Source organism: Flavobacterium sp. 270 (assembly GCF_004368785.1).
Lineage (GTDB): Bacteria > Bacteroidota > Bacteroidia > Flavobacteriales > Flavobacteriaceae > Flavobacterium.
This window is the reverse complement of sequence record NZ_SODM01000008.1, coordinates 55,034-81,258: the sequence shown is the minus strand read 5'-3', so window position 1 is coordinate 81,258 and position 26,225 is coordinate 55,034. Positions and strand designations below refer to the sequence as shown.

At 35.0% G+C, this 26,225-nt stretch carries 18 protein-coding genes; 5 read left to right on the top strand and 13 right to left on the bottom strand.

Translation table 11 applies throughout. From position 1 onward, the window contains the following. Positions 1 to 3 precede the first annotated feature (3 nt). The 9 genes from EV144_RS22975 to EV144_RS22935 form a co-directional block, all read right to left on the bottom strand. Complete coding sequence (locus tag EV144_RS22975; RefSeq protein ID WP_134151485.1) at positions 4 to 1,563, bottom strand: FAD-dependent oxidoreductase; 1,560 nt, start codon at positions 1,561 to 1,563, stop codon at positions 4 to 6. 174 nt (positions 1,564 to 1,737) lie between these two features. After that, positions 1,738 to 2,547, bottom strand: coding sequence for a mechanosensitive ion channel family protein (locus EV144_RS22970; RefSeq protein ID WP_134151484.1), 810 nt, complete (start codon positions 2,545 to 2,547; stop codon positions 1,738 to 1,740). A 46-nt stretch (positions 2,548 to 2,593) separates the two neighbouring features. Beyond that, a complete protein-coding gene (locus EV144_RS22965) occupies positions 2,594 to 3,643 on the bottom strand; it encodes a glycoside hydrolase family 130 protein (protein WP_134151483.1) in 1,050 nt (349 codons plus the stop codon). Positions 3,644 to 4,034: 391 nt separating this feature from the next. Next, the gene (gene pgl / locus EV144_RS22960; RefSeq protein WP_134151482.1) at positions 4,035 to 4,745 is read right to left on the bottom strand and encodes a 6-phosphogluconolactonase; all 711 of its coding nucleotides are present in this window, start codon (positions 4,743 to 4,745) and stop codon (positions 4,035 to 4,037) included. Next, positions 4,742 to 6,268: a glucose-6-phosphate dehydrogenase gene (gene zwf, locus EV144_RS22955; RefSeq protein ID WP_134151481.1), complete on the bottom strand. Its 1,527-nt coding sequence runs from the start codon at positions 6,266 to 6,268 to the stop codon at positions 4,742 to 4,744. Before zwf ends, pgl begins: the two co-directional genes overlap by 4 nt. A gap of 18 nt (positions 6,269 to 6,286) precedes the next feature. After that, a complete protein-coding gene (gene gndA / locus EV144_RS22950) occupies positions 6,287 to 7,693 on the bottom strand; it encodes an NADP-dependent phosphogluconate dehydrogenase (RefSeq protein WP_134151480.1) in 1,407 nt (468 codons plus the stop codon). A 325-nt stretch (positions 7,694 to 8,018) separates the two neighbouring features. Beyond that, positions 8,019 to 9,884: an alpha,alpha-trehalase gene (locus EV144_RS22945; RefSeq protein ID WP_134151479.1), complete on the bottom strand. Its 1,866-nt coding sequence runs from the start codon at positions 9,882 to 9,884 to the stop codon at positions 8,019 to 8,021. Next, positions 9,874 to 11,094, bottom strand: coding sequence for an MFS transporter (locus EV144_RS22940; protein WP_134151478.1), 1,221 nt, complete (start codon positions 11,092 to 11,094; stop codon positions 9,874 to 9,876). The genes EV144_RS22945 and EV144_RS22940 overlap by 11 nt, the downstream gene beginning before the upstream one ends. Positions 11,095 to 11,226: 132 nt before the next feature. Continuing rightward, the gene (locus tag EV144_RS22935; protein ID WP_134151477.1) at positions 11,227 to 13,866 is read right to left on the bottom strand and encodes a TonB-dependent receptor; all 2,640 of its coding nucleotides are present in this window, start codon (positions 13,864 to 13,866) and stop codon (positions 11,227 to 11,229) included. Between the two features lie 416 nt (positions 13,867 to 14,282). Between EV144_RS22935 and EV144_RS22930 the strand changes: the two genes are divergently transcribed. Continuing rightward, complete coding sequence (locus EV144_RS22930; RefSeq protein WP_134151476.1) at positions 14,283 to 15,308, top strand: LacI family DNA-binding transcriptional regulator; 1,026 nt, start codon at positions 14,283 to 14,285, stop codon at positions 15,306 to 15,308. 178 nt (positions 15,309 to 15,486) lie between these two features. On the opposite strand, the gene EV144_RS22925 is transcribed toward EV144_RS22930, so the two are convergent. The 4 genes from EV144_RS22925 to EV144_RS22910 form a co-directional block, all read right to left on the bottom strand. After that, positions 15,487 to 17,229, bottom strand: a complete 1,743-nt coding sequence (locus EV144_RS22925; RefSeq protein ID WP_134151475.1) for an ABC transporter ATP-binding protein — start codon at positions 17,227 to 17,229, stop codon at positions 15,487 to 15,489. Between the two features lie 269 nt (positions 17,230 to 17,498). Beyond that, a complete protein-coding gene (locus EV144_RS22920) occupies positions 17,499 to 17,873 on the bottom strand; it encodes a hypothetical protein (protein WP_134151474.1) in 375 nt (124 codons plus the stop codon). A 25-nt stretch (positions 17,874 to 17,898) separates the two neighbouring features. Continuing rightward, positions 17,899 to 18,567, bottom strand: coding sequence for a hypothetical protein (locus EV144_RS22915; protein ID WP_134151473.1), 669 nt, complete (start codon positions 18,565 to 18,567; stop codon positions 17,899 to 17,901). Between the two features lie 73 nt (positions 18,568 to 18,640). Next, a complete protein-coding gene (locus EV144_RS22910) occupies positions 18,641 to 19,222 on the bottom strand; it encodes a Crp/Fnr family transcriptional regulator (protein ID WP_134151472.1) in 582 nt (193 codons plus the stop codon). A gap of 306 nt (positions 19,223 to 19,528) precedes the next feature. On the opposite strand from EV144_RS22910, the gene EV144_RS22905 reads away from it, so the two are divergent. The 4 genes from EV144_RS22905 (at position 19,529) to EV144_RS22890 (ending at position 26,117) form a co-directional block, all read left to right on the top strand. Further along, a complete protein-coding gene (locus tag EV144_RS22905) occupies positions 19,529 to 20,086 on the top strand; it encodes an RNA polymerase sigma-70 factor (RefSeq protein WP_134151471.1) in 558 nt (185 codons plus the stop codon). A gap of 115 nt (positions 20,087 to 20,201) precedes the next feature. Next, complete coding sequence (locus tag EV144_RS22900; protein WP_134151470.1) at positions 20,202 to 21,119, top strand: FecR family protein; 918 nt, start codon at positions 20,202 to 20,204, stop codon at positions 21,117 to 21,119. 119 nt (positions 21,120 to 21,238) lie between these two features. Next, the gene (locus EV144_RS22895) at positions 21,239 to 24,562 is read left to right on the top strand and encodes a SusC/RagA family TonB-linked outer membrane protein (protein ID WP_243854735.1); all 3,324 of its coding nucleotides are present in this window, start codon (positions 21,239 to 21,241) and stop codon (positions 24,560 to 24,562) included. A gap of 19 nt (positions 24,563 to 24,581) precedes the next feature. Further along, entirely contained in the window at positions 24,582 to 26,117 is a 1,536-nt protein-coding gene (locus EV144_RS22890; protein WP_134151468.1) for a RagB/SusD family nutrient uptake outer membrane protein, read from the top strand. Positions 26,118 to 26,225: the final 108 nt, after the last annotated feature.

Genomic DNA, 26,225 nt, shown 5'->3' with positions numbered 1-26,225 from the left:
TATTTATTTAATATGAATTTTAGCTAAATCGGTCAACGCAGGACCATTAGTAACAGTTCCGTCGGCTGCAAATCGTGATCCATGACACGGACAATCAAAAGATTTTTCATCCGAATTCCATTTTACAATGCATCCCAAATGCGGACACACGGCAGAAAATGCACTTAACGTATTATCATAATCGCGGTAAACTGCAATTTTTTTCAATCCAGAAGAAAGCACGCCGCCTTCACCAGCTGGTAAATCGGCAGTATTTTCTAAATCGGCACCTGTAATCCAATCCAAATATTGTGACGCCATATTTCCGGCTTCTTTTAAGAAATCACCAGTAGCTTTTATACTGATTCTGGCAGGATTGTATAAATCTTCATATTTATTTTTTACACCTATAATGCTGTCGCTGATAATCATAGCGCCAATAGTAGCATGCGTCATTCCGTTTCCAGAATCTCCGGTAATAATGAAAATGTTATCATCGCCCGGATTTTTCCCCATAAAACCCAGACAATCTACAGGTTCCATAACTTGCCCAGACCAGCGATACGTGATTTCATCCAGCATCGGAAAATAATTTCGAGTCCATGCTTCCAGTCGATCATATCGTTCCGTTTCAGGAATATCTTCTTCATCAGCCTGGCCCGTTTTATGATCTTCTCCGCCAGAAATTAATAAATCGTAGTTATCGTCAAAATTTTCTAAACGTACATAATGATAAGGCTGCGAAACCCATTTTGACTCCATATCGCCAGTGTCCCACCATAAAGAATAAGGCAATGTCCCTTTCGGAATTTTCCCTGCTATTACATAAGTTCTGTACGCATGCTGTTTGGTATGCATGGTTAGAATATCATTAATTGGTGTGTTGGTAGCGACTACAATATGTGCCGCAGAAAATTTGAAACCATTGACTTCTGCGCCTTCTTTAGAAATATTTTCTGCATGAGCTTCCGTGTAGATTTTTCCTCCAAGAGAAACGATAGTATCGGCTAAACCTTTGAGATATTGAAGGATATGAAATTGCGCCTGATCAGGAAATTCAAGAGCTTCCATGTGTTCTCCGCCGGCTATTATGGGAGTACTTTGCAACAAACGAGTTTGTAAACCTGCTTTTTGAGTTGCATTAAATTCTTTTTCTAAATTTTCTGGTTTATCGCTTGGATGCAGAAAAAGATAACCGTTTACTCTTTTAAAATTACAGTCAATATCAAGAGTAGTGACATTTTTTTCAATTCGATTTATTGCTTCGGTGTGACTTTCTGCTGCGAGTTTTGCTTCTTCTTCTCCAAGTGTATTTTCAAGATAATAATATCTGTCGTCCAGTGCATTAGATAAATGTGCTGTTGTTCTGCCCGTTTCACCGCTGCCAATAAAACCGTCTTCAACTAAAACTACTTTTTTTCCTTTTTGAAGAAGATTGTATGCAGTTGTAAGACCAGCAATGCCACCGCCAATAACGAGAACTTCTGTAGTAATATCTTGATCTGGTGTATTATAAGATAGGATAGGAGAAGAGTCTATCCAAAACGAAACATTATCTCCTGAAGTTATGGTTCCTGAATTCATTTTGTTTTATTTTGAAATTAGTAATTAACGCTAAATCAGATAAGTATAGTCGTTTATCTCAAAATTACTCAATCAAACAAAGGGAATGCTTATACCATTAATCTAAAATTTTATAGGATTGCCAGTTAGGTTTAGTTATTCATTTTGAATGAATTACAGATTTAATTTTCGATATTATTTAATGATAAAACCTTCTGCTTTAAGCGCTTCAGAAACTTTAATTACTACTTCAGAACGATGCTTTCCATCACTTACAGAAACATCTGTTTTTACCCAATACCGAATAATAACTTGCACCGTATTTCCTGTAATTCCGGCCACTACAGCAGAATTAGAATAACCCTTGTCTACAATCTCGCTGTCTTCTTTTATTACGTTTGTAATAACCTCAATAGCTTTTCTGTAATCTGAACCATATTCTAAACCGATTGTAAAGTCTTGAAGTAGAAAACCTTCACTATTAAAATTGATAAGTGTATTTTTTATCAGCAGTGCATTTGGTATGTAAATGTTTTTGCTGTCACTTTTTATCTGTGTGTCGCGGAGATTTAATGCCACAACTTTTCCTTTTACGCCATTACTTTCTATAATGTCTCCAACAGAAAAAGGTCTTTTAAACGCTAATAAAATTCCTGCCAAGAAATTTTCGCCAATATCTTTTAAAGCAAATCCAATGATAAAGGCAGAGATACCGGCACCCGCAAGAACACTTTGCGCCACGCCCGTAAGACCAATAACGCGAAACATAAACAAAAGCCCGATTACAATAAGTACGGCTTTTATAAGATTGGCAATAAATGCAGCCAATAACGGATCGTGCATTTTTTGTTTTAATCTTCGGTCTGAAAACACTTTAACTCGCGATGCGATGAACCAGGATATTAATACAATTAAAATTGCAAGTAATAATTTTGGTGTAATATCGACCAAACTTTGGTAATAGCTTTCTATATGAACGACAATGTCACGTAAAAAATCTTCCATAATAATATTAAAAAATTAAGCGAAATAATCGCCATTTATAAACCCTTTATAATTCAAGGGTTGATAAAATTTCTGAAATTGAGAAATGTGCACCGCAGACAAATTCATCTGCAGCTCCGTAATATATTGTGAGCTGATCGCCATTTACAACGTGTCCGTTTGTAAAAACAACATAACCGAAAAAACCGCTGAGTTCGTAGCTTTCTTGTGGTACCATAATCGGTTCTGTAGAACGTGCAATTATTTTAGAAGGATCTTCAAGGTCCATTAAAAATGCGCCAAGACAATATTTATGTTCGGCATTGGCACCGTGATAAATTTCGAGCCAGCCTTTTTCTGTTTTAATAGGAGCGGCGCCCGCGCCAACTCGGGCAGAGTCCCATTGTCCGTGACGGGTTTTTGCAATACATTTATGATTTCCCCAATGCACACCATTAAAAGATTCTGCAAGCCAGATAAAATTTCCTCCAATTTCTACACTTGACGGACGATGCAATGCATAATATTTACCATTAATTAATTCTTCAAAAATGGCACAATCCTTATTGTGCGGTGGTAAAATCATTCCTTTGTTTTCAAAATTTTTCCAGTCTTTGGTGGTTCTTAACCCAACACCAACGCCGTTTTCTGAAACCGCAGTATACGTAAGATAATACGTTTCTTCGATTTTGCTTACTCGACAATCTTCAATGCCAAATTGTTCGAGTATGCCTGAACCCATTAGTAATTCAGTATCTTCGGGTTCATAAAAATGGATTCCATCATCACTTGCAAGAAGTCTTAAATGCGAAAGAGTAGTAAGATAATCAAGGCCTTTGTATTTTATAACCCGGGCATCATTAGCAATCAAATCGGGATCGTTTAGCGGAATCTCAATGATTTCTACTTTACCAAGCGCATTGACTGCTGGAAAAAATATAACGCCTTCTTTTTGTGTAATAGATTCTGCAACCCTAACCAAAAGCCATGTTTTGTTTTCAAACACAAATACACCGGGATTTAAAAGACTTATAATCTGTAGTTCAGCTGTACTTGCTTTTAAGTCTTTGGGCATTAATAATGGATTTTCGGGAAAACGGCGGGCAATATCGCTCATAATGATTTTGTTTTATTTATTACTAAATATTCCTGCCTCCAAAAACTATTACAATCAAAAGAGGATTTTTATCTAAAGCAGAATTTCTCCAAAATAATAAGTTTATTAATTTGAAATAATGTACTTATCGTAAAGTTCGTCATTCTTGATAATAAATGGTTTATACAATAGAAGATTTGGTGTTACAGAATTTTCATTTTAAAAATGGAAATTTGGTAAATGTTACGCATTATTTGTCATTTCTACTGAAAAGAGAAATGACGAGATTGAAGAAATATGCGACTTGACCTTTGTCAAAGTTTTAAACTTTGACAAAGATTGCACAATTCAGAAAACAAAAAACCTATGTAGAAATACATAGGTTTTTTATTTTTAATTTAAAGAAAACGTATTAATTCGTTCCCGCAGCGCCTTTATCTACAAGAAATAATAATTCTCCAGAAACAGGTTTAATTAACTGCATAGGATACAGATTTGGATTGTATTCTCCATGTAATACTTCTTTCAAAGCGTGTGCTTTCTTTTCACCAAAAGCAACGACGATGATTTTTGCTGCTTTGTTTATTAGCGGCGCAGTCAAAGTAATACGGTGCATGTTTTGAGATTCTAATCTATAAGCAGCAACCCATTTTGTTTGTTCCTGCAATACGGCTTCGCCAGGAAAAAGTGAAGCTGTATGTCCATCGTCGCCCATTCCTAGTAATATAAGATCAAACTTTCCGTCTGTTCCTAAAATACTTTTAATATCTTCTTCGTATTTAACAGCATACTCTTCTGGTAGAAAAGCATCGCTGTACATTGGGAATATATTATTTTCCGGAATTGGAACGTGGCTTAAAAGCGTATGAAAAGACATTTTTGCATTACTAAGATCATCATCAAGAGGAACCCAGCGCTCATCACCCCAAAAAATATACACTTTTTGCCAGTCAATTTTATAAATAGGCGAGGCTAATAATCTATAAATACCAGCTGGTGAAGATCCGCCGGTAAGTACAGCTGTAAATTTGCCTTTTTCCTGTATTGCTTTCTCAGCTGCTGCTGCAAAAATTGCTGCTGCAGTAGTATTAATCTCTTCTGTTGTATTAAAGATCTCTATCATTTTTTTTCAATTTTTTCATTTACAACATGAGAAGTATTATCCACCCAGGCATGACCTTGACGGGCTAATAATTCGTCTGCTGCTTCCGGTCCCCAGCTTCCTGCTTTGTAATTAGGAAAATCTGTAGGAGCATTATTTTTCCATACTTGCTGAATTGTATCAATTGCATCCCAAGCTTGTTCCACCTGATCCCAACGCATAAATAGGGTAGGATCTCCTGCCAAAGCATCAGAAAGTAAAGTTTCATAAGCTTCTGGCGACATTGTTGAACACGCAAAATAATCAAAAACCATTTCTGCAGGTCTCAATGCAAGAGAAAGACCTTGTTTTTTGGTCATAAACTGCAGTTTAATATCCATTGCAGGCTGAATATTGATGATAAGCCTGTTTGGTGTCATACCTTCTGATCCGTAAGTAAAGGTAGAATGCGGTACGGGTTTAAACTGAATAATAATCGATGATTGTTTTTCCTGCATTCTTTTTCCTGTACGCAGGTAAAACGGTACACCTTGCCATCTCCAGTTGTCCAGATAAATTTTCATTGCTACATACGTTTCTGTTGTAGAATCTGGCGCAATTCCTTTATCCTGACGGTATCCCGGTACTGGTTTATCTTTTATAAAACCGGCATCGTACTGACCTCTTACCGTATAATGTTCTACTTCTTCTGGTTTTATACGTCTGATAGATTTTAGAACATCGGCTTTACGGTTTCTAATATCATCTGCTGCTAATGATGCCGGAGCTTCCATAGCGGTCATGCATAAAATTTGAAGCAAGTGATTCTGAATCATATCTTTTAATGCTCCGACACCTTCATAAAAACCGCCGCGCTCTTCAACGCCAACTTCTTCTGCTACGGTAATTTGTACGAAATCAATAAAATTTCGGCTCCATAAAGGTTCGAACATTGAATTCCCAAAACGGAAAGCTAAAATATTCTGAACAGTTTCTTTACCTAAATAGTGATCGATACGATAAATCTGTTCTTCTTTAAAGGTTTGCGAAAGCATTTCGTTTAACTCAATTGCAGAAGTTTTATCATAACCAAAAGGTTTTTCGATAATGATTCGGTCTTGCTTAACATTCGCCGTAAGGCCAATTTTCTTCATATATACTGATATAGTAGATATAAAAGAAGGTGCAATAGAAAGATAAAAAAGACGATTGGAACGTACTCCAAAGCCCTGATCAATACTATTTAATTTTGAATCCAATTCTCGATACGATTCTTCTTTATCGATATCATGTCTTAGATAGGTTATGTGCGAAATAAATTTTTCAGTGTTTGAATCTGAATCTGCAGGTTTTCTTGAAAAATTATTTAAATTTTCAATTACATAACTGCTAAATTCTTCCTGAGTTTTTTCGGCTCTTCCAAGTGCTATTATTTGAAATTTTTCGGGAAGACGACCGTCTAAAAACAGGTTTTGAAATGCAGGAAAGAGTTTTCTTTTTGCTAAATCGCCTGTAGCTCCAAAAATAACAATGATTGTTGGATTTATAGTTTTACCATTATTCATTTAGTTTCTACTTAAAAGTTAATCATTCCATTGAGTGTGAAAGACGCCGGGAGCATCAATACGTTCGTAAGTGTGCGCTCCAAAATAATCACGCTGTGCCTGAATTAAGTTAGTAGGAAGATTTTCAGATCTGTAAGCATCAAAATAAGCCAAAGAATTCATAAGTCCTGCAATTGGCAATCCTTTTTGAACAGCAAATTGAATAACGTTTCTTGTTCCGGCCTGAGTGTCTGTAAGTTTTTTTGCAATGTCAGAGTTTAATAGAATGTTTGGTAAATCTGCATTGGCTGCAAACGCTTTTCTAAAATCTTCCAAAACATCAGCACGAATAATACAGCCACCACGCCATATTTTGGTTACCGTTTCAAGATTTAATTCGTAATTATATTCTTTAGAAGCAGTTTTAAGCTGTGCCAATCCTTGAGCATAAGTAATAAGGATAGCAAAAAACAAAGTATCTTTTAGCGAAGCAATTGCTTCAGATGTTTTTACATCTTGCTGATTAGCATTCCATGTTAATATTTTTGCAGCTTCAATTCTTTCAGGTTTACTTTTAGACATGTCGCGCATTACTACAGCGGCATCAATAGTAGGAACCGGAACCTGTAAATCCATCGCATTTTGCGAAGTCCATTTTCCTGTACCTTTAGATTTTGCCCAATCTGAAATTTGGTTGATAAGTCTTGAACCGTCTTCGTCTTTTTGTTTTAGAATATGTCCAGTAATCTCAATCAGGTAAGATTTAAGATCGCCTTGATTCCATTCTTCAAAAGTTTTCTGGATTGTGTCTTCATCCAGATTATAACCTCTTTTCATTAGGTCATAAATTTCAGAAATCAATTGCATGATTCCGTACTCAATTCCGTTGTGAACCATTTTTACATAGTTTCCTGCAGAGCCGTTTCCTAAATATTCTACGCAAGGTTCTCCGTCTACTTTTGCAGCAATAGCTTCAAAAATCGGACGAAGTCTTTCGTATGCTTTTTTATCTCCTCCAGGCATCATACTAGGACCAAATCTTGCTCCTTTTTCACCGCCTGAAATTCCCATTCCAAAGAAATGGATTCCTTTTTCAGCCAATTCTAAAAATCTTCTGTCTGTATCGGTAAAATAAGTATTACCACCATCTATTATAATGTCTCCTTCTTCTAAATGAGGCAGAAGGCTCTGGATAGCGCTGTCAACTGGTTTTCCTGCCGGAACCAAAAGCATAATTGCTCTCGGACGCTGGATAAGTGATGCAAAATGTTTTACGTCTGTTGTGGCTTCAATTTTATGGTCGGCATTAGCTTCCTGCTGTAAAGAGTTTACTTTTTCTGTGTCTAAGTCCAAACCTGCTGCCGCAAATTTGTTGCTGGCAATATTTAAAAGTAAGTTACGGCCCATTACACCAAGCCCAACTATACCAAAATCAAATGTGTTCATAATGTTTAAATTTCTTGCGCTAAGTTAAAAAAAAATGAGGAATATTTTGGACTAAGCGGTACTTCAAAATGCGGTGAAATACTCTAAAAACAAGATTTATAATTTAGAAATTTGGTATAGAATGAAAAATACTACTTTATAATCGGAAAAGTTAAGTGTGTAATAAAATGGAAAAGGCTTGAAAATCAATATTTTCAAGCCTTTTGTAATGCCAAAATTAAATATTTCTACACAATTAAAAAGTGTAATTTTAACACATAAAAAACGAATTTAATCTAACAAAAAAGTCAAAAAATGACATATATTTCTTTCGGATCTTTATAATTTAAAACAAAGTATCAGGATCAACTAAATCAGATAATTTTTGTTTAAAATCTGCGTTTAAAAGCGTTAATCCGAATTGATAAGAGGCATTCATCCAGCCAAAACCTTCTTCTGTAATGTAATTAAATTCAGTACCGACGTTTCCGTATTCGGCGAATATTTTATGAGAACTAATCGATAAATCAAATTTCTCCGGAATAGTTCCGTTATAATCAACCGCATTTCTGGTAATAAGCCACAACCAGCGATACACCATTTCCTGAGTTTCAGCATGAAAGTTATAATTGATCAAACCCTTCCATAGTAATATTTGGTGCGGTGCCCAGCCAAACGGATAATCCCATTGTCTAGTTGGCGCATGTTCGCCCACGGTTGCGATAGACGATTTGGTGCTTCCTGCAATACCGCCTTTCATTTTAAATTTTGCCAGTGTTTTTTTGACTAAAACGGCAGCTTGTTCTTGTGAAGAAATTTTCGCCCATAACGGATAAAAAGTCGGTGCGGCTTCAAAAGGATGCTGTTCTTCTAATTCAAAATTATAATCGAGATAAATTCCCTGTTTTTCATTCCAGCACAATTCGTTGATTTTTGCTTTTCTGAAATTCGCTTTTTCATTCCAATATTCACTCGAATACATTTGATTTTCATTGTATTGAAATTCATCATTAAATACAGTTTTAATCAAAAAAGCAATATCAGTTTCATATTTATACAATAAACTGTTTATGGCAACGGTATTCAAATCGGCACAAATTCCAACCAAACGATTAGTTGTATCGTGACCACTTTCGCGCATGCTGCGATCGTGTGTAAAATAATGATCAAGATCGGCATCAAGAATTTCTCTTTCCAGATATTTTTTTTCAAATTCTCGTGTCGAGAGATTGTATTTTGGCGCATATTTTTCGAGAATATCATCAAAATGACCTTCTTCAACCTCAAACGGAAGTCCGATTCCTTCAGCTTTATAACGGTTTAATCCATTAGAAGTCAATCTTTTTCCTTCCTCCATCCAAACCGTCTGATATTCTTTTATGGCAGTTTTTAAATGTCTTTCAATCCACGAAACATCAGGATTTGATTTTTCGATAATATCAATAATTAAAGAAGTATATAATGGTGGCTGCGTTCGGGTTAAATAATAACTTCTATTGGCATTCAGTATTTTACCGTAATGATCAATCTGATATTTAAAGTTTTCTGCCATGCCAAGCGCCAGATCTATTTTATCATCAATCAAAAGTCCCATTGTAATAAAATAACTGTCCCAACCGTACATTTCATTAAATCTTCCGCCGGGAACTACAAAAGGAACGCCGGAAGTTTTTCCGTTTTCCGTTTGAAGCGCTAATGCCAAAATCCCCGGTTTTTTATTTAAGGATAAAACATATTCGGGCGAAATATCTTCAGGCAGCTGAACTACTTTTAAAGTCGGATTTGAAGCTTCTAAATTTTTAAAATAATCAAATGCAAAAGTATCGCGCGCGGGAACATATAAGTAGGAAACCGCATTTTCGATTTTATCATCTTCTAAAATCTTCTTTACTCCATCAGTATCAATTGTTCTGGTAAGACCGTTCCAATAAAGATTTTTTATTTTTTTTGAAATTCGGTTTACGGGATTTTCTGTTATATCAGATAAGTTTATTTCGGCAAATTCTGTATTGTCTTTTTTGGCTAATGCTAATTCCTGCAACAAATTAGACAATTGATATGTACCTTCAATTGCAACCGAATTTCCACTTTCATCCTGAATCAAAAAGCTTTTTGGGCCTTTGTCGTCAATCGTTATCTTTTTGTCTCCATCAGTGTCTTCCTGCTCCAGTAATTGGCTCAGCGTCTGATTTATGTGTAATTTAAATTTCATTTTTTGAAGTAATTTTTTTAAGGATAAAAAAAGCGATCAACAATAAAAACATGGGAATTAAGGTGAAATAAAATGCTTTTTCTGGTCCTTCATTTTTAAAAAGCCAGCCCGTAATTCTGGATCCCAATGTACCGCCAAGCGCAGAAAAAATAACGATTAATCCTGTCATGGAACTTTGCAGGTTTTTTGGCAGTGAACTCAATACAATTGAATTTAGCAACGGATAAATAGGGGCGATAAACAATCCGATTAATGGAAATGCAAACGCTATAAGCGGAATATCTGAGAATGTATTAATCGTTTTTACTTCGAGACCAACAACATTTGGTAATACGAAATAGACAATTAACATCGCTGCAATTACACAAAAACTAAGAACCCAAATCCAGTTTATTGTTTTGGTAATAATTCCCGCAACAAGTCGTCCGATCGCTAATGAAATGGCTAAAATACTGGCCATCATAATGCTGATATTTTCTGGTAAATGCAATACTTTGGTATTGAATGTTGGCAGCCATGAAAGAATTCCTTGCTCGATCATGACAAAGAAAAAGACACTGATTACAAAAACTACCGTCAGCATTTTGGCAATTAATTTGAACATTTGCAGAAAATCATCTGTAAAATTGGCTCCGGCTGTTACTTGGGTTTCTTCAAATTTGGTGAAGAACAAAAACAAAAAAGAAACCAATGATAATCCGGCTAAAAGCCAATATACATTTAACCAAGAATTTGGATCATTTTCGTTATTAAAAGCGGGAAACAAAAAATACGCTAATGCAATCCCAATCATAAAAACGCCTTCGATACTGCTCATTAAAGCATTGTGTTCTTTCTGATTTTCGGTTACGGTTCCTATTAAGGAATAAACAGAAACTTTTATCAAAGCAAATGAAACGCCTACGGTGGCAAATAATATTTTGGCGTTGTCGAATGAATTTCCAAAATACATCGAAATACAGGCGAGTGTTACCAAAGCTAAACCTATTAACATTGCTTTTTTATAGCCGATTCTGGGAAGAAATGAAGCAATAAAAAAAGAAACAATGGCAATTGGCATATCTTTAAAAGCTTCGAGAATACTGGCTTGTACCTCATCAACTCCGTAATTTTTCTGCGATTTTAGAATTACAATACCTACGCTGTTTAATAAAATAGCAAAGACAAAATAATTGAGATAGAGTGCTATTTTTATTCCTAAGTTTTTCATTTACTGGATTTCGATTGGTTAGTTAGCTTTGTCAAAGTTTTAAACTTTGACAAAGCTGCTTAAAGTTACAAAAAATACCAAATGCCGTTTTTAAACAGCATTTGGTCAAAATATCAATTAACTAACAATCAATTAAAAATTAACAGCTACTGAGAATCTAAAAGCACGTCCTAAAATTGGTCTTGCCATAAACACATCGCTTGCTGCAGACGTTGTTTGTCTCGGGTCGCCTTCAGTTAAACCAATCTCGTTGAATAAGTTGGAAGCATCAACTGCAAAACGAAGATTTTTATAGGTATAATTTAAACCTGCACCAACTTCTTTGTAAGCTGGCAAAACTTGTTTATTATCCTGATTCGTGAATTTTTTGTCATAATAAGAGAATTGTACATACGCTGTAAAATCTTTTGTAATATCTACTTCTGGTCTTAAGTTGCAGAAAAATTTAGGGATTCTTCTTGCCGTATTTCCGTTGAAATCAAAAGTAGAACCGTCTGCATTTGTACCTGTAAAATTATCGTATTCCGGTTTTTGAACGGTAAAAGTAAAGTTCAGTTTTACCATTTCGTATCTGGCATTGGTTTCTACTTCAAGACCAATATTGTTTACGTCGGCAAATTTATTTTCAGAACTTCCGTCAGATAAAATATCCGTGAAGGCAACATTTTTAAGATTCATATGAAACACATTCGCATTTACAGAGAAGAATGAATTTGCATATTTATAACCCAATTCTAATTGATTTACTTTTGTATTTTCCAGTTTGCTTAAATTAGCAGCATTATCATAAAAAGACTCTTCAATTGGCGATCTAAAACCGTGGCTGTAACGAACATACGAAGCCATATTATCATTAAATTTATAATTTCCTGCAGCAGTATAAGACCATTCGCTTACATCATATCTCCAATACGTGTACGGATTACCTTTTACCGTTGTTACAGCATCATCTGCGGTATTGTTGTCTAAAACTCCTAAATCTTCGGCAAAAAATCTTGCATTGTCTCTGTAGCCAGAATATTTGTCTTTGTTGTAACGTAAACCGGCATTAAAAGTCAGTTTATCAGTTGCTTTGATTTCAGCATCAGCATAAATATCATTCAAAAGACCTTTAGTTTGTGCATCTCTTTCAAGCCATGTAATTCTTTCTACACCGTTCCAAGTATGATTTACACCAGTTGTATTGTCTTCAACATTTAATAATCTCGGATTGTCAGATACGTTTACTAAATACGAATTCCAGTTCCAGTATTGATTTGATTTCCAGTTAGAATAGTAATATCCGGCTGTAAGTTTTACAGGATCAAGATCAAAAGCAAAAGAAAAATTATTCGCAAAATTGTCCATTTTTTTATGAATGTACCAATGATCTGCTCTCATAATCAAAGCATTTGGATCTAGCGTTTCTCCGTTATCAACATAAGAATACGTTAAGTTTGCAGCAGTAGTATTTTGAACTCCAGTCGCATACGCATCTTGTGTCCATGGCCCGCCATTTGGAAAAATTGCATTGTAATTTAAATCAATAGAAGTTTGTTTGAATGCATTTTTGAACGTTACTTTATCAGAGATTTTCTTTTTGAATTCTGCTCCAATTGAGTTAATAACGGGGTGAGAACCATCTTCTAAATCTGCGCTAAAAGTACCGCCGCCGTATTGAGGAACATTTAAATGGCTGAAGTTTACTGAAGTCAATGTTCCGTAATTTGGATTAAAACCATCTATACCTTCAATTTTTCCGTTGTTGCTTTTTAATGGAATTGGAAGATAAAAAGTGTTTCTGTCATCCAGATGTTTAAAGTTTACTCTTAAATAATCTCCGTCATCAAATTTATAGGTAATATTTCCTTTAATCTGTCCGCCTTTGTTGGCTGGAAAACCAGTATTTCTAACGCCATTATCAGATCTGTAAAAACCACCAATATTAAAGAATAATTTATCCTGAATTAAAGCACCAGATAAATTAAGGTCTGTTCTAAACATTCCGTAATCTGAAGTTGTAAATTTTGCTCTTCCCTGAAAATCATTTTGCCCTGTTTTAGAAATAAAATTGATGATTCCGCCCGGAGCATTGTTGGCAAAGATAGAAGCAGAGCCTCCACGTACAGCTTCCATTTTGCTTACCGTTTCGTCTAGTCTGTAAAAAGTATCAGCGTTAGCAAACTGCAAAGCACCGTCTTCAAAAACCGGTAATCCGTCTTCCTGAATCTGCACATATTCATAAGCTCCAGCCGACGGAATTCCTCTTGCAAAAAGGTTGTTTCCGATTTCTCCTCCAGAAGCTTCTACCACAAATCCGGGAATGGTCTGCAATAAAGCCGCAGTGCTCGATGGCGCGCGATCTTCAATAGCTTTTGCACCCATAGAAGTGATGGCAACGCTGGATTCTAGTTTAGATCTCGGACTTGATGATCCTGTTACAACTACTTCTTTTAAGCTTTGAGATTCTCCTTCTAAAAGTAAATTCTCCTGAAGTGATTGTCCTTCTTTTACGCTTATTTTTTTCTCGAAAGTTTTATAACCAACATTTGATGCTGTAATGGTGTAATCTCCCGCAGCGACATTAGAGAATACAAATCCTCCGTTTTCGTCTGTAATGGTATTTAGGCTGGTACCTTTTAGCGATACGTTTGCTCCCGGAACAGTTTGTCCGTTTTCGTCAAATACTTTTCCCGAAACAGTATTTTTTTCTTGTGCCGATAAAGTGGCAGGCACAGCAAATAGACACAACATTATAAATAGTCGGCCCAGATAAGTGTTTATCAGTTTCATTTTTTTTGGTTTGGTTAGTGATTTTAAATAGTTATTGATGTAAACTTAGTAACTAATTAAAACCTGAATGCGAAATAAAAATCGAAAACGTTTTCGAAATCACCTAAAACGTTTTCGATAATTTTAAATTTTATAAATATGGATGTTTTTTTTAATCTTGCGGTCTGATTTTACGACATATATGTGCTAAAAAAATTAGAACGCGGATTTAACGGATTCGCTATCGCGAAAACGCAGATTGACGCGGATTTTTTACAGTCTTAATATATAAAACAGTTTTTATCCGCGTCTTCGCGATAGCGAATCCGTTTCATCCGCGTATAAAATAGATACAGTTTATCTTATATTAACTATATTAAAAGTATAGAAAAAATCTTTCGAACCTTGCGGTTAAGAATTTTTAGTATATTTATTTCATGAATGATACAAAATTAATAGATATAGCATCGGCATTAGGAATTTCTGTTACTACGGTTTCAAAAGCTTTAAAAGGCTATACTGATATTAGCAAAAATACCCGCGCAAGAGTAATAGAAATGGCAGATAAAATGAATTATATGCCCAATTCTGTTGCTGTAAATTTACGTACTAATGAAACGAAAACGATCGGAGTTATTATTCCTGCAACGGTGCATCATTTTTTCTCTAATGTTTTAAACGGAATTCTGGAAGAGGCAGAAAATAGAGGTTATTTGGTTATCATTCTTCAATCTAATGAAAAATATGAATTGGAGAAAAAGCAAGTTGCGCTTTTACTTCAGAAAAGAGTTGATGGTATTTTGATGTCGCTTTCTAACGAAACAGATGATTTTTTTCATATTAATGAAGCCATCCGAAAAAATACGCCTGTAGTTTTGTTTGATAAAATTGCAAAAAGAGTAAACTGTTCTAAAGTAGTTATCAACGATCATAAAGCGGCTTACGATGCTGTTACGTATTTAATAAATAAAGGATTTAAAAAAATTGCTCATTTTCGCGGTTCTTACACGCCACAGAATTCTATCGATCGTTTTTTAGGCTATAAAAAAGCACTCGAAGATCACGGTTTGCCTTACGATTCTTCTTTAGTATATGTGTGTGATCATAATACCGATTTTGAAGACGGTTACGAAAATGCACAAAAACTAATGGAAGATCACAGCGATGTAGATGCTGTTTTTGCCGTTACCGATTTGGTTGCGATTGGAATTATTAAATATTTTAATGACAAGCAGATCAAAACGCCGGAACAAGTTGCGGTTTTCGGTTTCAGCAATTGGTTTATGAGCACGGTGATTTCGCCAAAATTAACTACAATCGATCAGCCGGGTTATGATATCGGGCATCGTGCGGCTTCTATTTTAATTGATGAAATTGTGCAGATCAAAGAACATATTCCTGTTGTGCATCAAATGGTAGAACTGCCAACTTATATTATTGAACGAGAATCTACGTTGAAATAAAATATTCCAATATTTTAACGCATCATTTAAAAACATAGCCCACGGTTTCAACCGTGGGAACACAATGCATATCCACAACATGGATCCCACGGTTGAAACCGTGGGCTATGTTTCCCAATCTTTGAGTAAGCTTTGTCAAAGTTTTAAACTTTGACAAAGCTGCTAAAATTTTTAAGTATTATCTTCTTTCGCCAACCTGCTGACGCCACATAGAATAATAAAGACCTTTTTGTTCTAATAGTTCTTCATGAGAACCCGTTTCAGAGATTTTTCCTTTTTCTAAAACATAAATCGTATCGGCGTGCATGATTGTCGAAAGTCGATGTGCAATAAGAATTGTCATTCGTTTTTTGCTCAATGATATTTCCTTAATTGTGGCCGTAATTTGTTCTTCGGTTAAAGAATCTAAAGCAGAAGTCGCTTCATCAAAAATAAGCAGTTGTGGTTTTCGCAATAAAGCTCTTGCTATCGAAAGACGTTGTTTTTCTCCGCCAGAAAGTTTCATACCGCTTTCGCCTAAAATTGTATTTAGTCCGTGAGAAGCTTTTGCAATTAATCCTGTCGCCGAAGCTTTTTTCAATACATCATCAATTTCTTCATCTGTTGCGGCAGGATTTACAAAAAGTAAATTGTCTTTAATAGAACCCGCATAAAGCTGCGTATCCTGCGTAACAAAACCAATTTGTCTTCGCAGCGGATTGTATCGTATCTGATCTGAATTTATTTCATTAAAATAAATATCGCCTTCTACCGGAATATAAAGTCCAACCAATAATTTTACTAAAGTAGATTTTCCAGATCCCGACGGACCGACAAATGCGATGGTATTTCCTAAATGGATTTTAAACGAAATATCATCTATTGCATTGTAAGTCGCAGTTTTATGTTTGAAAACTACATTTTTAAATTCAAGAGATTCCAGTTTTTCAACTTCAATAGAATTTTCCGGACGTTGTTCTATTGGTCGGTTCATTAATCTGTCGAAAGTTTTTAGAGAAGCGTCAGCCTCTCTGTAGAGAATTATCATATTTCCCAAATCCTGTAAAGGCGTAAATATTGCCGTCGAAATAAACTGCATTGCTATCAATTCGCCCGTTGTCAAAACTTTTCTAAAAATAAGCCACAACAGTATAAACAAGATGGATTGTTTCAAAAGATTCAGCATATTTCCCTGAAGAAAAGAAAGCACACTGACTTTTTTAGCTTTAATCATTTCAAGATTATAGATTTTTAAAGTCTGCTGATTCATTCGTTTAATTTCGGCAAAAGTAAGACCAAGACTTTTTACGAGTTCTATATTACGAAGGCTTTCTGTAATTACGCCCGCCTGTTTGTCGGTTTGTTTGTTGATGGATTTCTGAATGCCTTTTATTCGTTTAGAAACCAATCCAGTAAGTGAACCTAACAACAAAACTCCAATAAAAAATACCGGAACAAGTAGCCAGTTTTTATTGATGCTGTACCAAATTAAAAAACCAACGCCAATAAGCGAAGAATACATGACATTAATAAAAGAATTGATAAACCGCTCGCAATCGGTTTTTACTTTTTGGAGTATCGAAAGAGTAGTACCGCTTCTGCTTTCTTCAAATTCCTGATAAGAAAGTCGGAGCGTTTGTTTTAATCCGTCATTAAAAATAGACATACCAAATCCTGCAACTGCTTTTCGCGTAATATAATCTTGTGCCGCTTTGCTGAGTCTGGCAAAAATTCCAATTGTAAGCGCTATTACCAGCCAGTAAAGTATTCCTGAGATTAATTTATTTTCAGAAAGATTGTGTTTATTTGTAGCGTATTCATCTATAATTTTTCCAAAGATTATCGGATCAACAAGCGTTAATAATTGTGCAGTTCCTGCAAGTAGTAAGGCAAGAAAAACAAGATTTTGGTGTGGTTTTAAATATTTCCAGAGTATTTTCATAACAATTACAATTTCAAAAATCAATATCAATTACAATATCAATTATAATATCAAAAATCAATTACAATCAATATCAATTTAAGATTGAATTTGATTTTTGTGATTGAAATTGAATTTTGATATTGATTTTTTGGTATTGAACTCTAAGTTAACTGTTATTAATAAGAATAAATTACATTCCGTATTTTTTTTGAATTAACTTTTAGAAATATTTAATTGCGCTTATTTTTATACCAATTGGTATAAAAATAAGCGCAATTAAAAGTAAATTATTCTTTTAGAAGATAACGAAGAGGCATAATTGGCCCAAGTTCGATAAAATCAAATTCCATCATTCCGGCGATTCCCAAAGGAAGTTTCTCCAAAAGTTCATGTGCTTCGGCGGGACTTGTACAATTCATAATAAAAACAGCACCGCTTATATCTGGCTTTACGTACCATTGTTCTATTTTGCCGGTTAAATAAAGATTTACAGTTGCAGGAACTTCTTTAATCATAACAGGAAGTCGGTCTTCCAGAATTTTTCCTTTTGCCGTCCATTTTCCAATCGCAAGGATTTTTGTTGTTTTAGTAGAAAGATCTACAGGCATTTGTGCATTTTGAGTTGTTTTATTATCAAAATTGCTTTTTGTTTCTGTGTTCATAATAATATATTTAAAGTTAAAAAATTCAATTCAAAAGTCTTTTTATGGCTGCCAAATGCGAGAACAATACAATTGGTACCACACAGGAAGGAAGCCATACAAAAGGGAAATATAACAAAGCAATATTAGGCTGCTCAAACGCAAACTGTTGAAAAGGTAACGGAGCAGAAAGTATGGCTGTAGTAACAATATTTCCTAATGAAATAAGACAGACGATATTCCAAATCAATATTATTTTAGGACTTAAGGTTTTTTTGATATAGCCGAAATAATAAATAATTGGTGCTGTAATACCACATAGAATATCCAGGTTCTTGCCTTCAAAAGTCATGATTTCGGGAACCGTTTTTTGGAGAAAAAGCCAGTACAAAGTAATTTCTACCGGTATTCTTACGATGTGAAGAATCGTTAATGTCTTAACATCCAAACGGTTTATAAATTGTTTCCCTTTCGAAGAAATAAAAACAGCCAATAGTAATAAGAGTGGTGGCAGTACTAATAATGCAAATCTTGGCGGCATTACATTGGTTATTGTATAAAAACCGGTAAGACTAATTACGGTCTGCAAAGCAAGCCAGCTTAAAATAATTGTAAGTACTGCTTTTGAATGGTTTGCAGCTTTGTACAATAAAAAAAGCGTAAAAAAAGTAGTGAGTATAAATACTAATTTGATGTAAAAAGGTAAATGTTCCATAGCTTATTAATTTTATAAGACAAAGGAAATGAAATAAATACCCCGGAATCTTGCCATTTGGCAAGAAATGATTTTACCTTTTAGAAAACTCTTTTCGTATTCTGCTCAGCGAAGTATCGGTAATACCGAGGTAAGAAGCGATATGTTTTAATGGTGCATTTTCCAGAATTTCGGGGTTGCTTTTCAGCAAATGTGCGTAGCGTTCTTCAGCCGTTTCGGTTATCATAGACAACATTCTGTTTTTGAGCCCTGCAAAACCTTTTACAAGCATTGCACGACCAAATTCTCTAAATTCAGGCATTGTATGAAACAGCATATTCAGCTCTTCATAAGTAATAAAAAATCCTTCGCAATCGGTAAGTGCCTGAATATTTTCTTTTGATTTTGTACGGTTGAAAAAGGAGGAAACTTCAAATAAAACATTTCCCTGAGAATAAAAACCAGTTGTTACTTCATTACCGTCTGTATCATGCACAAAAGCACGCATAAATCCTTTTTTTAAGAAAAGATAATCATCGGCTGTTTTGCCTTCGGTAAGAAGAAATTGATTTTTTAAAATTGTCTTTTCTGTAAACTGACTGGCAATTTCTTTTGCTGATTCTAAAGAAATCAAACCTGTATCATTCAAAAAAGAAAGGAATGTTTCATTGTCCATATTTGGTGTTTTAATGCAAGTTAGCTAAAGAATATTCAAAATTATAAAATAATCCTTACTCCATATTACAAACCCGTAACATAAAGGCTTTAATGTTAATATTACGTTTCGCAAAAAGACAGTTTTATTAATGTAAACGTAACCTTTTAGACCTACCCTCAGCTCTAATTTTGAAGACATAATAGAAGAAACCAACACTTGTATATATGTCATTTTTTAAATTACGAATGCATCGCAGAAAAACAATTCAATTTAATGTTTTCACAGGCATTATTTGTTTGATAATCATAACAAAAGCGATGCATCATGTATAAAAAATATACTGACGAAGAACTTGTCGAATTATTGAGACAAGGAAAAGACAGAGCTTTTGATGAATTGTACTTTAGGTATAGGGATTTACTCGTAAGGTTTGTGTATTCCAGAATGAAATCCATTCCAATATCCGAAGAAATTGTTCAGGAAGTTTTTACTACCATTTGGGAACGCCGCAAAACTTTGGTGATTCAGAAAAAATTCTCGGCTTATATGTATACTTCTGTACGTTACGTGACTTTAGATTACATCAAATCAAACATGATTACAGATCAGTATATAAAGGAGGTTGCAGATCGAAATACTATTATCGAAAGCAGTAATAATGCTACAGAAGAATCTATTTATCATGACGAACTTCAGGAAATGGTCGATAAAGCTGCGTCACTGCTTCCTAAAAAAGCCAAAGAGGTTTTTATCCTGAGCCGCATTCAACAATATTCAAACAAAGAAATTGCCGAAGAACTTAACGTTTCGCACGAAACAGTGAAGTATCATATTTCTTATGCGTTGAAATTTATGCGGACGTATTTGGGAGAATTTAACTAACAGCAGATTTTATCAGGAAACGGCTCTTTTGTTTTCTTAACAAAAGCGTAACCTAAACCGCCTACCTGAAATTCGAATTCTAAAGACTTACTATTAAAGCTATAAAAAAATTATAATGCCTGAAAAATTACATCAAGATATAAAACTTTTTTTAGAAGATAAGACTTCTCTAAAAGGACAAGAAATGTGGAACAACTGGTACGATCATCCAGAAAAAATTGACGAAAATGAAGTGGTTATAGCATCAGATCTTTCAAAACTAAAAAAAGAAATCAGAGTAATCAAAAAACAAAATAAAGTCATTTTTCTAAACAGTAAAAATTGGATGATAGCGGCTTCGATTTTACTTCTTGCCGGATTAGGATTTTTCTATATCTCATCAAGCGCTGTTACTACAAAACAATTTGTAGCAGGTTTGGGCGAACACAAAAAAATAACATTGCCTGATGGAACTCAGATTTGGTTGAATGCCGGAAGTCTTTTAAAATATCCAAGTGAATTTAAAGGCGATACACGCGAAGTTTATTTAAGCGGTGAAGCTTTTTTTGATGTTGCCAAAGATAAAAAACATCCTTTTATCATTCACACTAATAAAATGGATACCAAAGTTTTAGGGACCAGTTTTAATGTTCAGGCTTATCCGGAACAGGCGACACAAGAAGTTTCAGTTTTAACCGGAAGGGTAAATGTAAAATCTACCGTAACAGAAGAAAATGTGTATGTAACGCCGGGACAAAAAGTAGTTTTTAAATCTAAAAACAGCAGTCTGCATGCTTTTAGAGATATTCCGATGAACTCTATTTCGCTATGGCGTAAAAATATTATTGTTTTTGAAGATACACCGCTGCCAGAAGTTGTGGCAACCATAAAACGCAATTATAATATTACGGTTGATGTAGAAAACAAGAATCTAAACAATCTCAAAATCAGCGCTTATTTCAAAGAACTTCCTGCCGATCAGGTTATTGGTTTGGTTTGTAATATCATTAATGCCAACTATAAACTCGAGTCGGGAGTTTACAGGATCGAATAGCTTTTTACATTTTAAAATAAAATAGAACTCCAAAAACAAAAACACAATCAAAACAAAAAATTATGAAGGAAAAACAAATGCGGTACGTCGCAAAGTGTCAAAGCATTAAAAAAAGCCTAATGGCTCAATTGATCCTCTTCACTGCTTTATTTTTTATCGGATTAACGGCAAATGCTGCTACAATTGATTTTAGTAAAAGAATCACATTAAAAGTAGAAAATGAGAATATCAAAAATATTCTTCAAAAAATTGAAAATCAGGTTGATGTACATTTTATGTACGAAGCCAACCAAATTAATACCAATCAAAAAATCAGTTTAAAACTAAACAATGTAACGCTGGAGCAGGCGCTTGACCAAATTTGTTCTAGTTTTTTTCTGAAGTATGAGATTATCAGTAATAATATTGTCATCAAAAAAAATCTGAAAATCGGACAAAATAAAATTACGGTTTCGGGAACTGTTTTTGGCGGTGACGACGGAATGCCTCTTCCGGGCGTTGGAATTAAGGATAAAGGTTCTGATGCCAACGCAACAACAGATTTTGACGGAACTTTTACAATGGAAATCAATTCCTCTGAAGCGACACTTGTTTTCTCGTATGTAGGTTACGTTACGCAGGAAATGAAAATAACGCAGTCTCAGAAAAACCTAAGTATCAAATTAGCAGCCGATGTAAAACAATTACAGGAAGTTGTGGTAATGGGATATGGAAGTGTAAAAAAGAGCGAAGTTCTGGGCGCTGTAGGATCTGTTTCTATGAAAGAAACGTCTAGCAGAACGTACAATTCAGCTTCAGAATTATTGCAGGGAACGGTTTCTGGTGTTACCGTAATTAATAATGGTGGTGACCCAACTAGCGAACCAACAATCAACATTCGTGGAATTGGATCTTTAAACGCAGAAACGCCTTTAATTGTTTTAGACGGAATTATCTACAGCGGTTCATTAAACACAATTAATCCAAATGATATTGCTTCTATAAGTGTTTTGAAAGATGCGGCTTCGGCAGCAATTTACGGTGCGAGAGCTTCTGGAGGTGTAATTTTAATTACGTCTAAAAAAGGAACTTCTGAGCGTATTAATATCAATGTAAATTATCAGGGAGGTTTTCAGAATGTAGCTAAGAAACTAGGTGTATTAAACGCGGCAGAATATGCAGACGCGATGAACACTGCCAGAGATAATGCAGGTTTACCAAGAGTTCCGGCTTTTGATCCAGCTTTTGAACCAACAGCAAGAACAACCAAAACAAACTGGATGGACGAAATTTTTCAGACAGGAGAAATTCAAGATTTGTCACTTTCTGTAAATGGTAAAACAGAAAAATCAAATTTCTTTCTTTCAGGAAGTTACCGTAAAAACGAAGGTATTTTGTTGAATACTTTCGGAAGCCGTTATACAGCAAGAGCAAATTCTTCTTTTAAATTGGCGCCAAATTTTACTTTAGGTGAAAACTTAACGTATTCTTTAACAAACGGACAAAGCGGAAATACTTCTAGTGCCTATACAGGAGCTATTTTAGGAGCTATTTTATATCCGCCAAATGCTACGGTTTACAGAGAAGATGGTTCTGGACAATTTGGTGGAGTTCCAGAGAAATATATTGGTTCTTACGGAGACGTAATTAATCCGGTTGCTTACTTAAAAAGATTAGATAACAGCAACCCAATTTCTACTATTTTGATCAATCCATATGCAGAATGGGAAATTGTAAAAGGTTTAAAAATCAAATCAAACTGGGGTTATACCAGAATACAAAATGATTACAAAGATTTTACGGTTAAAATTACAGAACCGGGTAAAGTATTTGATTTTAACAGATTAACACAATCTACCTCAACAACAACAGATTTATTAAGTGAGCAAACACTTTCTTACGATAAATCTTTTGGAAAACACAATTTCAAAGCTTTAGCAGGATATACTTATCAAGATACTAAAAGAGAATATTATTCTGTAGAAGGTACAGGTTTTGACAATGAAGATCCATCTCAGCGTTATTTATTAAATGCAAAACTGATTCAGCAAACCGGAGCAGGATTGTCTGAAGAGATCATTTCTTCTTATGTTGGAAGATTAAATTACGATTTCAATCAAAAATATTTATTCTCAGGAATCGTTCGTCGTGACGGAACTTCAAAATTAACTTCTGCAAATCGCTGGAGAGTTTATCCGTCACTTTCTGCAGGTTGGTTAGTCTCTGAAGAAGGATTTATGAAAAGCATTAGTTCTACAGTAAACAGTTTAAAACTGCGTGCAAGCTGGGGGCAAATCGGAAACTTAGGAAACTTAGGACCATACCAATTTAGTGTGCCTTTGAATCAGACTTCATCTTTAATCGGGCAGACTCCGGTTATTAATTACGGTTATTCTGAAAGTGAATTATCTAATCCTGCTTTAAAATGGGAAAGTTCAGAACAAACCAACGCCGGTATAGATTTTACACTTTTTGACAATCATATTACAGGTTCTGTAGATGCTTACATCAAGAAAAACAAAGACATGTTGGTTCGTGATCAATTGCCTGGAGTTTCTGGAACACCATTAGGAAGAATTGTAAACTCGGGAGATGTAGAAAATAAAGGTATTGAAGCAAGTCTTACGTACCAAAAAACTCGCGGTGATTTTAAATTTGATGTTACGGCAAACGCAGCATTTTTGGATAACAGAATTGTTTCTATTAAAGACGATTTAACTTCTTTGGAACCACTTAATTTAAGCAGAGTTAGAAGTTTGCCTTTAGCGAATATTTATCAGGTTGGAAGTCCGGTAGGAGCATTCTACGGATATGCAACAGACGGATTATTTCAAAGCGCTGCAGAAGTTCAAGCTTACAAAAGCAGTACAGGTGTAGTGTATCAGCCAAATGCGGTTGCGGGAGATATTAAGTTTAAAGATGTAAACGGAGACGGTATAATCAATAACAGCGACCGCGTGGTACTTGGAAATCCTTTTCCAAAAACAACTTACAGCTTAAACACGAACTTTAGATACAAAGGTCTTGATTTGAATATCTTTTTTAACGGAGCAGCTGGCAACAGCGTTTTTAATGCTGTAAAATATACAGGTTTAAATGCTTCTTTCCCTGGATATAATTTATTAGCAGAATCTAAAAATGCTTGGTCGCCAACGAATACAGGATCAAATATTCCGGTACTTTCTGCAACAGACAACAACAATAACTTCGGAAGAATTTCTGATTTCTATATTGAAAATGCTTCTTACTTAAGATTGAAAAACGTTACGCTGGGTTACACGGTAAAAGACAGTTGGTTAAACGGAAAAGCGAATTTAAGATTCTTTGTTTCGGCACAAAATCTTTTCACAATTACCAAATATTCAGGAATGGATCCGGAAGTTGGTCTTAATAATTTCGGATTGGATTTAGGTAAATATCCGCTTTCAAGAATTTATATGACTGGTGTAAATGCAACTTTTTAAAAAATATAAAACAAACAAAATGAAAAAAATAAGTATTCTATTATTGAGTTTTTCAATGCTGATTGGTTTTTCGGCTTGTGAAAGTGAACTTGATCTGGTACCGCAGGGAGCTCCTTCTACGGGGAATTTCTGGAAAACACCTGCAGATGCAAAAGCTGGGGTAAATGCTATTTACGCTTTATATTCTGATGATAATATGTACGGTCGTGGTTTTTTCTGGCTGAATAACGCCAGCGACGATATTGGAACTAAACCGAGACAAAATGCAGAACGTATCAAGAATTTTATTGTTGATGGTTCTGAATCTGATACTAAAGATATCTGGAGAATACACTACGAAATCATGAAACGTTGTAATGACGTAATTCGTAATATTCCGAATATAGCTTTGGATGATAAAACGAAAAACATGATGTTGGGAGAAGCGTATTTTAATCATGCTGTAATGCATTTAGAATTAGCGTATCATTATGGAGACGATCGTGCAGGAATCCCGATTCAGGACAGAAACGACCCAACAAATGTATACGTGCCGCGTACCAAAAATGTGGGTGAAAACTATGCATACATTGCAGCAGATTTAATTAAAGCAGCAGATTTGCTTCCTTATTTTAATGAACTTTCTACAGACAATTACGGACGTGCACATAAAACTGCTGCTTGGGCTTATTTAGTTCGTACGTATTTGTATGCAAAAGACTGGGACAATGCAATTAAATATGCAAACATGATTGTAGCGAGCGGTAAACACGCTTTACTTCCAAATTTTGAAGATGTATTTAAAATCCAGAATAACTGGTCATCAGAATACATTTGGTCTGTAACTTCAAGTGCAGGAAATACTTCTTTAGGGTCTATTTTTCCGGGAGTTTGTCTGGAAGATAAAGGCTGGGGAGTTTACAACGGCTGGGGAAATTTTTATCCAACCAAAGAATTATTTGACACTTACGATCCTGCTGATAAAAGAAGAAGCGCAACAATTTTACAAAAAGGAGATAAATTTCAATATTTTGGAGAAACAGCGACTTTCAACGAAGGTAAATATGTAGTAAGTTCTAGTAACAGAACAGGTTATCAGTTTAAAAAATACATGGAGCCATTCGGTTACCCAAAAACGACTTCTGGGGCTATCGATATTCGTTTTGTAAATGCAAACGGAGATAAACCTTCTACAGCTTTAAACGTACCGCTTTTACGTTATGCAGATGTAATTTTGATGCTTGCCGAAGCCAAATTAATGAAAGGTCAAAATGCAGATACAGAAATCAATATGATTCGTAATCGTGCAGGTCTTCCAAGTATTACAGGCGCTACTTTAGCCAATTTAAAAAGAGAAAGACGCTGCGAACTTGCCGGCGAGTGGACAGATCGGCATTTTGATTTAGTGCGCTGGGGCGATGCAAAAGCAGTTTATGCACAGCCTTTGCACCATTATAACGGAACGGTAATTTATCCTGCCCGTAATTTTAACCCTGCAATTCACCATGTTTGGCCAATACCGCCAGACGAGATTGCAGTAAGTAAAGGAGCTTTGTTTCAAAACCAAGGCTGGTAATTATTCATTTTAGTTCGTTTGTTTTTTTTTTTACGCTGCAGACTGTTGTGGGTCTGCAGTTGTAAAGAAAAAGAAGCAATTTATATATACTTAATAAAACCAGTCTTT